Origin of the sequence: Klenkia terrae (assembly GCF_037083865.1) — a bacterium.
GTDB classification, from domain to species: Bacteria; Actinomycetota; Actinomycetes; order Mycobacteriales; family Geodermatophilaceae; genus Klenkia; species Klenkia terrae.
On the sequence record NZ_JBAPLV010000022.1, the window covers coordinates 46,235 to 58,781 of the forward strand.

Annotated in this window: 13 protein-coding genes; all 13 read right to left on the minus strand. The window is 74.6% G+C overall.

The genetic code is table 11. The features are described from left to right. Positions 1-26 precede the first annotated feature (26 nt). Positions 27-3,008 (minus strand): aminomethyl-transferring glycine dehydrogenase, encoded by a 2,982-nt coding sequence (gcvP, locus tag UXQ13_RS17855; RefSeq protein ID WP_225235800.1) that lies wholly within the window; start codon positions 3,006-3,008, stop codon positions 27-29. Between the two features lie 24 nt (positions 3,009-3,032). Beyond that, positions 3,033-3,593 carry a MerR family transcriptional regulator gene (locus UXQ13_RS17860; protein WP_455428468.1) on the minus strand — a complete coding sequence of 187 codons (561 nt, stop codon included), beginning with the start codon at positions 3,591-3,593 and terminating at the stop codon, positions 3,033-3,035. 222 nt (positions 3,594-3,815) lie between these two features. Next, complete coding sequence (locus UXQ13_RS17865; protein ID WP_225235801.1) at positions 3,816-4,307, minus strand: bifunctional nuclease family protein; 492 nt, start codon at positions 4,305-4,307, stop codon at positions 3,816-3,818. Positions 4,308-4,378: 71 nt separating this feature from the next. After that, the gene (gene ftsR, locus UXQ13_RS17870) at positions 4,379-5,149 is read right to left on the minus strand and encodes a transcriptional regulator FtsR (protein WP_225235802.1); all 771 of its coding nucleotides are present in this window, start codon (positions 5,147-5,149) and stop codon (positions 4,379-4,381) included. Next, positions 5,146-5,664, minus strand: coding sequence for an oxoglutarate dehydrogenase inhibitor Odhl (gene odhI / locus UXQ13_RS17875; RefSeq protein WP_225235803.1), 519 nt, complete (start codon positions 5,662-5,664; stop codon positions 5,146-5,148). Before odhI ends, ftsR begins: the two co-directional genes overlap by 4 nt. Positions 5,665-5,956: 292 nt before the next feature. Continuing rightward, positions 5,957-6,361: a glycine cleavage system protein GcvH gene (gene gcvH, locus UXQ13_RS17880; RefSeq protein ID WP_225235804.1), complete on the minus strand. Its 405-nt coding sequence runs from the start codon at positions 6,359-6,361 to the stop codon at positions 5,957-5,959. Positions 6,362-6,375: 14 nt separating this feature from the next. Beyond that, positions 6,376-7,179, minus strand: coding sequence for a DUF881 domain-containing protein (locus tag UXQ13_RS17885; protein WP_225235805.1), 804 nt, complete (start codon positions 7,177-7,179; stop codon positions 6,376-6,378). Between the two features lie 13 nt (positions 7,180-7,192). Then, entirely contained in the window at positions 7,193-7,525 is a 333-nt protein-coding gene (locus UXQ13_RS17890; RefSeq protein ID WP_055768226.1) for a small basic family protein, read from the minus strand. Positions 7,526-7,529: 4 nt separating this feature from the next. Further along, the gene (locus UXQ13_RS17895; RefSeq protein WP_225235806.1) at positions 7,530-8,450 is read right to left on the minus strand and encodes a DUF881 domain-containing protein; all 921 of its coding nucleotides are present in this window, start codon (positions 8,448-8,450) and stop codon (positions 7,530-7,532) included. Next, a complete protein-coding gene (locus tag UXQ13_RS17900) occupies positions 8,447-9,064 on the minus strand; it encodes a cardiolipin synthase ClsA (protein WP_225235807.1) in 618 nt (205 codons plus the stop codon). The genes UXQ13_RS17895 and UXQ13_RS17900 overlap by 4 nt, the downstream gene beginning before the upstream one ends. 45 nt (positions 9,065-9,109) lie before the next feature. Beyond that, on the minus strand, positions 9,110-10,195 hold the full coding sequence (locus UXQ13_RS17905) for a helix-turn-helix domain-containing protein (RefSeq protein WP_225235808.1): 1,086 nt from the start codon (positions 10,193-10,195) through the stop codon (positions 9,110-9,112). A gap of 56 nt (positions 10,196-10,251) precedes the next feature. Continuing rightward, positions 10,252-11,226 carry an alpha/beta hydrolase gene (locus tag UXQ13_RS17910; protein ID WP_225235809.1) on the minus strand — a complete coding sequence of 325 codons (975 nt, stop codon included), beginning with the start codon at positions 11,224-11,226 and terminating at the stop codon, positions 10,252-10,254. A gap of 114 nt (positions 11,227-11,340) precedes the next feature. Continuing rightward, the gene (locus UXQ13_RS17915; protein ID WP_225235810.1) at positions 11,341-12,516 is read right to left on the minus strand and encodes a serine hydrolase domain-containing protein; all 1,176 of its coding nucleotides are present in this window, start codon (positions 12,514-12,516) and stop codon (positions 11,341-11,343) included. Positions 12,517-12,547 lie beyond the last annotated feature (31 nt).

The following is a 12,547-nucleotide window of genomic DNA, read 5'->3' on the forward strand; positions in this document are numbered from 1 at the left end:
ATGAGGGCGGGAACCGCGTCAGTGGGTCAGGCCTGGGCGACGACCTCGCGCTCGACGCCCGCGGTCTCGGTCTCGCCGACGCCTTCGGGGTCGCCGTGCGGGGCCGGGACCGCGCCGGCCTCCGGTGCGACCTCCTCGAAGGCCTCCGGCGATGGGCAGGAACAGACCAAGTTCCGGTCCCCGTACGCACCGTCGATGCGGCGCACCGGCGACAGGTAGGACCGGCCCACCAGCGCGCGCACCGGGTACACCGCGGTCTCCCGGCTGTACGGCTTGTCCCAGTCCCGCGCCAGCATCGCCAGCGTGTGTGGGGCGTTGCGCAGCGGGTTGTCGGTGGCGTCGAACTCCCCGGACTCGACCCGGGCGATCTCGCCGCGGATGGCGATCATCGCGTCTACGAAGCGGTCGATCTCGCCCAGGTCCTCGCTCTCGGTCGGCTCCACCATCAGCGTGCCGTTGACCGGGAAGCTCATGGTCGGGGCGTGGAAGCCGTAGTCGACCAGCCGCTTGGCGATGTCGTCGTTGGTGACGCCGGTGGCCTTGGTGATGCCGCGGATGTCCAGGATGCACTCGTGGGCCACCAGGCCCTCCGCGCCGGTGTAGAGCACCGGGTAGTGCTCGCGGAGCCGCGCGGCCACGTAGTTGGCGGCCAGGATGGCGTGCTCGGTGGCCCGGGTCAGCCCGTCGGGGCCCATCAGCCGCAGGTAGGCCCAGGAGATGGGCAGGATCCCCGCCGAGCCGAACGGGGCGCCGGCCACGGCCGGTCCGGTGCCGCCGGTCTCGACCAGCGGGTGGCCGGGCAGGAAGGGCACCAGGTGCTCCCGGACGCCGATCGGGCCGACGCCGGGGCCACCGCCGCCGTGCGGGATGCAGAACGTCTTGTGCAGGTTGAGGTGGCTGACGTCCGAGCCGAACCGGCCCGGCCGGGCCAGGCCGACCAGGGCGTTGAGGTTCGCGCCGTCGACGTACACCTGACCACCGGCGTCGTGAACCGCGGCGCAGATGTCGCCCACCGCGGTCTCGAACACCCCGTGCGTGGACGGGTAGGTGATCATCAGCGCGGCCAGCCGGTCGGCGTGCTGCGAGACCTTGGCCCGCAGGTCGGCGACGTCGACGTTGCCCTGGTCGTCGCAGGCCACCACCACGACCCGCATGCCGGCCATGACCGCCGACGCGGCGTTCGTGCCGTGCGCCGAGGACGGGATCAGGCAGACGTCGCGCTGCACGTCCCCGCGCGAGTGGTGGTAGCCGCGGATGGCCAGCAGCCCGGCGAACTCGCCCTGCGAGCCGGCGTTGGGCTGCACGCTGACCGCGGCGTACCCGGTGATCTCGGCCAGCCCGGTGCACAGCTCGTCGATCAGCTGCGCGTAGCCGCGGGCCTGCTCGACCGGGGCGAAGGGGTGCAACCCGGCGAACTCCGGCCAGGTGATCGCGGCCATCTCGGTCGCCGCGTTCAGCTTCATCGTGCAGGAGCCCAGCGGGATCATCGTGCGGTCCAGCGCCAGGTCCTTGTCGCTCAGCGACCGGAGGTAGCGCAGCATCGCGGTCTCGCTGCGGTGGGCGGAGAAGACCGGGTGGGTCAGGTAGGGCGTGCTCCGCCGCACGGCCGCGGGCAGGGCGTCGGTGACGTCGTCCAGACCGCCCGGCTCGACGCCGAACGCGGCGGCGACCTCGCGCAGCGTGTCCACCGACGTGGTCTCGTCGCAGGCCACCGCGACGGTGTCGGCGTCCACCAGCCGCAGGTTGATCCGGCGCTCTGCAGCGGCCGCGACGACGTCGACCGCCCGGCCCGGCACCGCGGCCAGCACGGTGTCGAAGAAGTGCTCGTGGACGACGTCCACGCCACCGGCGCGCAGCCACCCGGCCAGCGTGGTGGCCGACCGGTGCGTGCGGGCCGCGATCGCCGCCAGGCCCTCGGGCCCGTGGTAGACGGCGTAGGCGCCGGCGATGACGGCGAGCAGCACCTGCGCGGTGCAGATGTTGCTGGTCGCCTTCTCCCGGCGGATGTGCTGCTCGCGGGTCTGCAGCGCCAGCCGGTAGGCGACGTCGCCGTCGGCGTCCACCGAGACGCCGACCAGCCGGCCGGGGAGCTGGCGGGCCAGGCCCTCGCGGACCGACAGGTAACCGGCGTGCGGGCCGCCGTAGCCCATCGGGACGCCGAAGCGCTGGGTGGTGCCGCAGGCGACGTCGGCGCCCCACTCCCCCGGTGCCTCGACCAGGGTCAGCGCCAGCAGGTCCGCGGCGACGACCACCGCGGCACCGGCCTCGTGCGCGGCAGCGGTCAGCGCGCGGTGGTCCCGGACGGCGCCCGAGGCACCCGGATAGGCCAGCAGGACGCCGAACGCCCCGGCCTCGGGCAGGTCGGTGGGCCAGCCGGCGGTCAGGTCGGCCACGTGCAGGGTGATCCCCAGCGGCTCGGCCCGGGTCTGCAGCACCGCGAGGGTCTGCGGCAACGTGTCGGCGTCCACGACGAACACCGCGTCGGGCTTGGCCTTACCGGCCCGCCGGACCAGGGTCATCGCCTCGGCGGCCGCGGTGGACTCGTCGAGCATGGAGGCGCCCGCGACCGGGAGCCCGGTGAGGTCGGCGACCGTGGTCTGGAAGTTGATCAGCGCCTCGAGCCGGCCCTGGCTGATCTCGGGCTGGTAGGGCGTGTAGGCGGTGTACCAGGCCGGGTTCTCCAGGATCGTGCGCTGGATGACCGCCGGGGTGGTGGTGCCGCTGTAGCCCAGCCCGATCATCGAGGTGAACACCTCGTTCCGGGCGGCCCGCTCGCGCAGGGCGGCCAGCACCTCGGCCTCGCCCTGGGCGGCGGGCAGATCCAGCGCGCTGCGGTCGCGCACGACCTCGGGGACGGCGGCGTCGACCAGCGCGGCCAGCGACGGCTGACCGACCGCGGCGAGCATGGCCGCGGTGTCGTCGGTGCGGGGGCCGATGTGCCGGGCGGCGAACGCGCCGCGGGGCTGGAGATCGGCCAGGGCGGGGAGAGGAGCTGCGGGGTCGACCACGACCCCGAACGTACCCGCTGGCGGCTAGGCGGAGGCGCGGCGGCGGCGACGGGCGGAGAGCTCGTCGTCGGCCTCGACCGGACCGCCGTCCAGGCGCTCGGCGGGCAGCTCGGCGAGCTCGCCGGTCAGCTCGCGCAGCGCGCCGGACACCGCGATGCCGAACACGCCCTGGCCACCGGCGAGCAGGTCGACGACCTCCTCGGCCGAGGTGCACTCGTACACCGTCGCGCCGTCGGACAGCAGGGTCACGTTGGCCAGGTCCTTGACCCCGCGGGTGCGCAGGTGGTCCACGGCCTTGCGGATGTTCTGCAGCGAGACCCCGGTGTCCAGCAGTCGCTTGACGACCTTGAGCACGAGGATGTCGCGGAAGCTGTAGAGGCGCTGGGTGCCCGAGCCGGTGGCGGTGCGGACCGACGGGGCGACCAGACCTGTTCTCGCCCAGTAGTCCAACTGCCGATAGGTGATGCCAGAGGCCGCACACGCGGTGGGGCCCCGGTAGCCGAACGCGTCGGAGTCGGCCTCGTCGTAGGAGGGAGCACCCACTGCCGCGTCGGTGAACAGCTGGCCCTGGTTGCCGTCGCCCACGTCAGCGTCCTCCTCGTCGTGCGGCCCGATCCGGAGACCCGGCCGGCGCCCCGCGCGACCACCGAGCTGTGCGCTCGGAGTTGCACCGGGGTGATTCGTCGAAGGTAGGCCCGCCCGGTGGGGCGGTCAACCGCGGTCGGCGGCGTGTCGACCAGGTCACCCCAGAGGGTGACCTGGCTGTGACCTGCGATCGGCACGCCGTCACGGCCCACTCACGCTGGGTCAGGGGCTGGGGTCCGACGTGGGATCCGGGCCGAAGAAGTCGTCCGGGCTGACCTGGTCGAGGAACTCGCGGAACTTCTCGACCTCGTCCTCCTGCTCGTCGGGGATCTCGATCCCCACCTCGTCGAGCAGTGCCTCCGCGCCGTAGATCGGCGCACCGGTGCGGACGGCGAGCGCGACCGCGTCCGAGGGGCGGGCGCTGACCGTCCGCTCGTCGCCGAAGACGAGCTCGGCGAGGTAGATGCCGTCCTTCATCTCGGTGATGTGCACGGCCTCGAGGCTGGCCCCGAGCACGGTGACCACCTCGCGCAGCAGGTCGTGGGTCATCGGCCGGGCCGGCCGGACCCCCTGCTGCTCGAACGCGATGGCCGCGGCCTCGACCGCGCCGATCCAGATCGGCAGGTAGCGCTCGCCCTGCGTCTCCTTCAGCAGCAGGATCGGCTGGTTGCCGGGCAGCTCGACCCGGACACCGACCACTCTGAGCTCCTGCACGATGGGCCTCCCCCGGTCGGTGCTGGACCGACCACGAGGGCCGGACGACGGTTCACAACGTACGCCGCGGGTCAGGCCCCGGCGTCGGCCCCGAGGACCTCGCGGAGCCGGGCCTCCAGCAGCGCGGTGTGCAGCTGGGTGGACAGCGTGCCCAGCTCCCGCAGCTGCTCGGCCGCGCGGGTGTGCGCGTCCTCGGAGCGGGCCATCAGCACCGGGGCGACGACCTGCTCGACCAGGGCGGCCTCGCGCTCGGCGCTGGTCCGGTACACCCGCAGGTGCCGGGGCTCGATGCCGTGCCGGGCCAGACCGCCGGCGGCCCGGGCCACCGCCAGGGCCGACGCCGGGAACCGGCCGTCGGCACCCGGGGTCAGCAGGCCGTACTGCACGCAGTCGGCCAGCTGGGCGTCGTCGAGGTCCGCCGCGGCCGCGAAGTCGGCGGCCGACAGCGGCTCGCCCTGCTCGGGCTCCCGGGCCGGTGCCGGCTGCGACTCCGGAGCCGTGACCTCGGGGCGCGCCGGCAGCGTGGCCGGCGACTCGCCCCGGTCCAGCGCGTCCAGCTGCTCCTTGATCACCCGCAGCGGGAGGTACTGGTCGCGCTGGGCGGCCAGCACGAACCGCAGCCGGTCGATGTCGGCGGTGGAGAACTTCCGGTATCCCGACGGCGTGCGCTGCGGGTGGACCAGGTCCTCGCCCTCGAGGTAGCGGATCTTGGAGATCGTCACGTCGGGGAACTCGTCGCGCAGGTCGGCGAGCACCTCGCCGATGGTGAACCGGGGCCGGCTGTCGGCCCCGGTCGCGCCGGCACCCGGCGCGGGCTCCCCGGCCCGGGCCGCCGCGGTCACGACGAGGCGGGCTCGCCGGTGCGCGGCCCGGTCAGGTAGACCAACCGGAACTTGCCGATCTGCACCTCGTCGCCACCGGCGAGGGAGGCGACGTCCACCGGCTCGCGGTTGACGTAGGTGCCGTTGAGGCTGCCCACGTCGTGCACGGTGAAGCCGCCACCCTCGCGGTGGAACTCCACGTGCCGGCGACTGACGGTCACGTCGTCGAGGAAGATGTCGCTGTCGGGGTGCCGACCGGCGGTGGTGACCTCCTGGTCGAGCAGGAAGCGGCTGCCCGCGTTCGGGCCACGCTTGACCACCAGCAGGGCGGAGCCGGCCGGGAGGGACTCCACGGCGCCGGCGTGCGCGTCGAGCGGGGTCTCACCGGTCTGGGGGGCCTCGCCGGAGTCCTCGCCGCCCACCTTGGGGATGACGCTGGTGGACTCGCCCACCCGCTCCGGGGACAGGGCCGAGCCGCACTGCGCGCAGAAGCGACTGCCCTCGGGGTTCTGGTGTCCACATCGAGTGCAGTGCACGGTGTCTCCTCCGGATGTGCAGGCGGCACCGCCGCGGACTGTCTTCTCAGGCCGCGGCCGGCCGGCGGACGACGGGCCGGGCGGCCCGTCGAGGGTCGGCCGCCGCTGTCAGCGGGCGGGCCGGGATCATGGAACCAGTCGGCCGACCCGAGGGTCAACCGGACGTCGAGGCTGAGGGTGGGTCCGTCGCGGCACCGTCGCGGTGCCGTCCCGGATCACTCTCGGCGAGCATAGTGATCGCCGCATCCCGGGTGACCGGGGGTCGGCCCCGGCGGCTGCCGGGCGGGTCGGGTCAGCCCTGGTCGACCAGGGTCTGGTAGGCCTGCGCGTCCATCAGCTCGGCGGTCGGGTCCTCGGTGTCGCCGGTGACCTCGATCTCCAGCAGCCAGCCCTCGCCGTAGGGGTCGGAGTTGACCGTCTCGGGGGTCTCGGCCAGCGCGTCGTTGACCGCCGACACCGTCCCGGCCAGCGGCGCGTAGACGTCGGACACGCTCTTCGTGGACTCGACCTCGCCGATCGGGTTGCCCACGGTGAGCTCGTCGCCGACGGCGGGCAGCTGGACGAACACGATGTCGCCCAGGGCGTCCTGCGCGTGGTCGGTGATCCCGATGCGGACCACCGTGGCCGCACCGGAGGTGCCCTGGACCTGGGCCCACTCGTGCTGGTCGGTGTAGCGGCGGTCCTCAGGGGTGCTCATGCGTCGTCCTTCTCTCAGTTGCCGTCGGGGTCAGCGTATTGGGGCTCGTCGAGGGGGCGCAGCGCGTCCACGACGACCTGGTCGGACTGCACGATCCGGACGTCGCCGCCCTCCCGGCGGACCGTGGCGCTCACCCCGCCCGGGATGTCCATGGCGGTGGCCAGCACCTGCGGCTCGCCGATCACGACGAAGACGTAGGGGGCGGTGACGGCCTGGCCGTCGATGCTCAGCGCGCCGGCGGTGCCGGTCACCGCGCTGCTCACGCCGATCCGGACGTCGTCGACCTGCATGGTCTCCGCACCGGCGCCGCGCAGCTCCTGGACGGCGTTGAGCAGGATGGCCGGGGTGATCTCCCCGGCCGGGTCGGTGAGCGTCATGGTCAGCCCCTGGCCCTGGGCGGCCAGGCTGCCGTTGAGGATGCCCAGCTCGGTGGCCCGCTGCTGCGCCTCGGCCAGGGCCGCCGCGGACTGGCTGTCGGTGTCGGTGAGCTGGTCGAGGGCGGTCCGCTGCTCGGAGATCTGCTGGCGCAGCCGGTCCTCGCGGGAGTTGACGTCGTCGAGGATGCTGACCAGGTCCTCCTCGCGGGCCCGGTCGTAGTCCTCGCCGCCGTCATGGCTGCGCACCTGGACGGCGAAGGCGAAGCCCAGCAGCAGGGTGAGCGCGCCGATCAGCGCGGCGGCCAGCCGGTCCCGCCGGCCGTGCCGCAGCTGGTGCCAGACGGACGGAGGCCGGGCCTCCCCCACCGTCTCGGGCTCGGTCTCGACGGCGTCGGGCCCGGGAGCCTCGGGCTCGGGCCGGGCCGGGTCCTGGTCGGTCATGGCTGCCTCCCGCTCAGGCCCGGAAGAGGTGCCGGCGGATGGCGGCGGCGTTGCCGAAGATGCGGATGCCCAGCACGACCACGACCGCGGTCGACAGCTGGGCGCCGACGCCCAGCTGGTCGCCCAGGAACACGATCAGCGCGGCCACCACCACGTTGGACACGAAGGACACCACGAACACCTTGGCGTCGAAGATCCCGTCGAACCGGGCGCGGATGCCGCCGAAGACGGCGTCCAGGGCCGCGACGACCGCGATCGGCAGGTAGGGCTGCAGCCACACCGGGACGCTGGGGTCCAGCAGCAGGCCGAGCACCACGCCCACCGCGAGGCCGAGGATGGGGATCACCGGGTCAGTCTCCGTCGTCCGTGGGGGCGCCGTCGGCCGGGGTGCCCGCGTCGGTGGTCGGGTCGACCGGCCGCGCGGAGCGCAGCTCGACGCTGCCGGCGCCGGTCAGCTCGAGGCCGTCGCTGCGGACCAGGTCGAACTGCCAGTCGTAGGTCACCGCGAGCTGGCCGAGGTTGCGGACCTCGGGCGAGGTGAGGAAGCCGTTGTTCAGGCCGACCGGGTCGCCGATCGCCTCGACGACGTACGGGCTGGTGACCGGGCGCAGGTCGACCAGGATCGCGCCGCCGGCCTGCCGGATCGTGGTGGTCGGCCCCAGTCGCTGGCCGTCGACGCTGATCGCCTCGGCCCCGGCCGCCCACAGCGCGTTGACCAGCAGCTGCAGGTCCCGGTCGAGCACCTGGGCGATCTGGTCGTCGGCGGCGCCGGTGGCCACCGGGTCGTCGTCGGCGGAGGGCAGCGCGTTGCCCAGGGTCACGGTCAACCCGGGCCCGGTCACCGGTTCGGCGGCCGCACCGGCCTCGGCCTCGGCGAGCCGGCCCAGTGCCCGCTGGCCCACGGTGGACGCCGACAGCGCCTGGTCGCGCGCGGTGCCGACGTCGGTCTGCAGCTGGGCGAGCGTGGCGACCAGGTCGTCGGTCACGGCCGACTCGCGGTCGATGTCGGCGATCAGCGCCGCCCGGCGCTCCTCGCGCTCGGGCGCGGCCGCCGAGGCCTCGTCGTAGGTGAGCGCGGCCAGGAAGCCGGCCAGCACCATGACCACCGCGACCAGGACCTGCCACCCGCGCCGGACCCGGCGCGGCGGCGCGGTGCCCGCGGCCCGGGCGGCGGCCGCCTGCGCGTAGGCCGGGTCCAGGGTCTCGGCCAGCACCTGGTCGAGCAGGGAGGCGCCCAGCGAGCGGGTGCGGGAGGCCTGCTGGGTGCTCACCGCTCCGCCCGGCTCTGCCGCACCAGGCCGACGGCCTGCACGACGTAGAGGACGCCGGAGAGCAGGTACAGCGCGCCGCCCCAGATGGTCAGCGCGTAGGCCGGCGGCGCGATGACGGTGGCCAGCCAGCCCGTGCCGTCGGCCATCAGCAGGCCGGGGAAGGCGTACAGCAGGATGAAGGTGGCGGCCTTGCCGAGGTAGTGCACCTGCAGCGGCGGCCAGCCGTACCGGCGCAGCACCAGCAGGACGACGGCCAGGACCAGCTCCCGGACGACGATGACCGCCACGAACCACAGCGGGACGACGTCGCGCAGCACGAAGGCCACCAGCGTGGCCACGATGTAGAGCCGGTCGGCCGCGGGGTCCAGCAGCGCGCCGAGCTTGCTGGACTGGCCGAGCACCCGCGCCAGCTTGCCGTCGGCCCAGTCGGTGACGCCGGAGACCATGAGGACCACGACGGCCCAGCCGTCGGCCTCGGGCCCCAGCAGCAGCCAGAGGAACAGCGGGACACCCAGCAGCCGGAGCACCGACAGCGCGTTGGGCACCGTCCACACCCGGTCACCGAGGTCGTCGCGGGAGACCGCGGCGGTGCCCTGCGAACCAGCCGTCGTCACGCCGTCCTCCCCCGTCTCCGCGCCCGTGGTCGGGCGCTGCCCAGGCTAGTGCCCGGGTCCGACAGGTTCCGGTTCCCCGGGCCGGCCGGGTGCGGTGGGTGCCGGCAGGTCGAGCACGCGGCTGGTCTGCAGCCGCCAGGCGAGGTGGGCGACGCCGGCGCGGAGGCGGCCGAGCCCGTCGAGCGGGTCGAAGCCCAGCGTCGTCGTGATGATCTCCAGCCGGTGCTGCAGCGTGCTGTGGTGGATGCCCAGGGCGCGGGCTGCCTGCCGCGCGGACCCGCTGGTGGTCAGCGCGTCCAGCGTCGCCGCACCCCAGGGGTGCTCGTCCACCGCGGCGACCAGCTGGACGTCGGGGTGGTGCGCCCCGGCCGGCTCCTCGGCGAACATGCTGACCAGCCCGGCGTAGGCGTCGGCCCCCACCGAGCGGGTGGCGCCGCGCCCGCACAGCCGCAGCGCGACCACGGAGGTGCGGAACGAGTGGTCCAGGTGGTCGGGCGTGGTGGCCACGCCGACCCCGCTGGGGCCGGCCTGCACGACCGCGGTGGCCGCGGGCACGACCAGGGTGTGCAGCGGCCCGTGCGCGGTCGGGACGACGTCCTCGGGGCCGCCGGGGTGCTCGGCCCACACCGCGAACAGCGGCGCGGTCACCACCCGGTAGGAGGCGGTCGTGGACAGCCCGAGCGCCGCGGCCGCGGTGCGCCGCCGGTCGGCGGGCAGGTCACCGTCCACCAGCACGGCCAGGTGCCGGCGGGCGTCGGGGGCGCCGGCGTCCCGGTCGTGCCGCAGGCGGACGGCCAGGGCCAGCCGCTCCAGGACGATGGCGTCGTTGGCCTCGGCCGGGCCGGTCCGCTCCAGCCAGACGCAGGTGCCCGGTCCCGCCGGGGTGGCCCCCGCGGGCGGACCGTCCGGGGGCGGTCCGTCGGCGAGCTCGCCGCGCGGGGTGACCCGGACCGTGCGGGCGGGCCGCTGCTGGCCGAACCCGGCCACGCAGCCGGCCAGCGAGGCGGCCGCCGCGAGCAGCCCGCGGGTGTTGACCCCGCCGACGGACAGCTCGTCGAAGCAGGCGATGACGCGCAGGGCGAGGCTGGCCTCGGGGTCCAGGCGGGTGATCCGGCCGAGCAGTTCCTGCACGTCACGTCCTCGTCTCGCGCGGGTGCCGAGACAGTAGCCCCGGCGGGGGGTCCCGGTCAGTCCCCCAGCACGGTCTCCACCCAGGCGTCCCGGGCCCGGATCATCTGGCGGGCGACGGCGGTGTGCGGGGCGAACACGTCGCAGGCGTGGAAGGCCCCGCTCCACACGTGCAGCTGGGCGGCGGACCCGGCCCGCCAGAGGCCGTTCGCGTACTCGATGGCCTCGTCCCGGAAGATCTCGGCCGACCCGACGTCGATGAAGGCCGGCGGCAGCCGGCCCAGGTCGGTGGCCCGGGCGGGCGCGGCGTAGGGCGAGACGTCGGGTCCGCCGCGGGCGTCGCCCAGCAGCGCCGTCCAGCCGGTCTCGTTGCTGATCCGGTCCCAGACGCCGATGCCGTCGAACTGGCCGGTGGACGGCGTCGTCCCCCGGTCGTCGAGCATCGGGTAGTCCAGCACCTGGCCGCACAGGGCCGGGCCGCCGCGGTCGCGGGCGGCCAGCGCGAGCCCGGCGGCCAGGCCTCCCCCGCAGCTGGCGCCGCAGACCAGCAGCCGGTCGGGCCGGATGCCGAGCTCGCCGGCGTGCGCGGCGGTCCACTCCAGCGCGGCGTAGACGTCCTCCCGCGGGAACGGGTCGGGGTGCTCGGGGGCCCGCCGGTACTCGACGGTCACCAGCACCGCCCCCAGGTGCTGCACCCAGTCCAGGACCAGGTCGATGCCGCTGAACCGGTCGCCGAACATGAGCCCGCCCGAGTGCACGAAGAGCACGCCGGGCCGGGAGCCGTCGGCGCCGTCCGGGGTCAGCACCGAGACGGTGACCGGGTCGCCGCGGTGGCCGGCGATCTCCCGGTCGGCCCGGGAGATCCGGCGCTCGCGCAGCGTGTCCTCGATCGGGGCGGACGCGTAGGAGGTCCGCATGAAGCCGATCAGGTCCGGGGTGATCGTCGGGGGGAACATGCCGCCGACGACGGCCAGGCCGGCCTTGAGCTCGGGGTCGAACGGCGGGCGGGGCGGGGCGTCCACGGGTGTCCGCACGGGGGTCTCCTGCCTGCGCGCCGGGGTGGTCGGTGCTGATCGTGCTCCCGGGTGCACCCGGCCCCCCGACGGGCTCGAGGGGGCCGGGGCACGTCCGGGGGTCGTGCGAGGCGGTCAGAGCGACGCGTAGACCGCCTGCTCCACGTCGACGTAGGTCTTCCAGGCCCCGTCGCGGGCGATGAAGGGCAGGCTGTTGGTGTAGACCGACGCGCAGATGCCCGTCGTCCGGTCGACGAAGAAGTGCGTGTTGAACAGCCCCGCCCAGGCACCCGTGCCCGCCCGCCGACCACCGGGGACGTCGACGGTGTTGATCAGCAGCCCGTGGCCCCAGGTCCAGCCGGGGCCGGTGACGAAGCTGTCGGTCGTGGCCGGGTCGGCGGTGGCGATCTCCTCGGGGAACGGGATGTCCCCGAGCTGGCTGCTGAACGCGGCGTCCACGGTGTCCTCCCGCAGGATGCGGACGCCGTCGAGCTCGCCGCCGCGCAGCAGGGCGCGCTGGAAGCGGACGTAGTCCCGGGGCGTGGAGTACAGGCCGTGCCCGCCGGCGAACCACTCCGGCGACTGGTTGAGGATCTCCCCCGCCGAGGTCCAGCCGCCGCCCTCGCCGGGCACGTGCACCGTGACCAGGTCCTTCTTCCGCTCCTCGTCGAGCAGGAACATCGTGTCGGCCATGCCCAGCGGACCGGTGACGCCCTCGGCGACCACCCGGTCCAGGGTCGTCCCGGCGACGGTCTCGACGACCCGGCCGAGCCAGTCGGTGTTGATGCCGTAGACGAAGGACGTGCCGGGGTCGGCGGTGAGCGGGGCCCGGAAGGCCGCCATCGTGCCGGGGACGACGTTCGGCGTGCCGGTGGCGGCCTCCCAGCGGACCAGGTCGGCGTTCCAGAACCAGTAGCCCAGGCCGGTGGTGTGGGTGACCAGCTGGTGCACCGTCGCCTGGCTGGCCGGTGCCCGGTACTGCGGGGTGTCGCCGTCGAAGCCGGTGAGCACCTGCAGGTCGGCGAACTCGGGCAGGTAGTCCGCGACCGGCGCCGACAGGTCCAGCTCGCCGCGCTCGACCTGCTGCAGCGCCACGGTGGTGGCGACCATCTTGGTCATCGACATGATCCGGAACTGGGTCGCGGTGGTGACCGGGTCGTCGCTCTCCCCGGCCACCCGCACCCCGGCGCCGCCCTCGTAGAGCACGCCGTCCCGGTCGGCCACGATCGCCGCGATGTGCGGCACCTCGCCGCTGCCGACCGCCGCCGCGAGCACCGCGTCGATCCTGCTGCCGTCGATCCGTGCGCCCATCGGTGACCTCCGTCGTGTGCGCCGGGTCCGT

What these genes read in the sequence shown, in the direction of transcription:
- gcvH (WP_225235804.1), bottom strand. Translation starts at nt 6,361, where the DNA reads ATGAGCACCCCTGAGGACCGCCGCTACACCGACCAGCACGAGTGGGCC.
- UXQ13_RS17885 (WP_225235805.1), bottom strand. Translation starts at nt 7,179, where the DNA reads ATGACCGACCAGGACCCGGCCCGGCCCGAGCCCGAGGCTCCCGGGCCC.
- UXQ13_RS17915 (WP_225235810.1), bottom strand. Translation starts at nt 12,516, where the DNA reads ATGGGCGCACGGATCGACGGCAGCAGGATCGACGCGGTGCTCGCGGCG.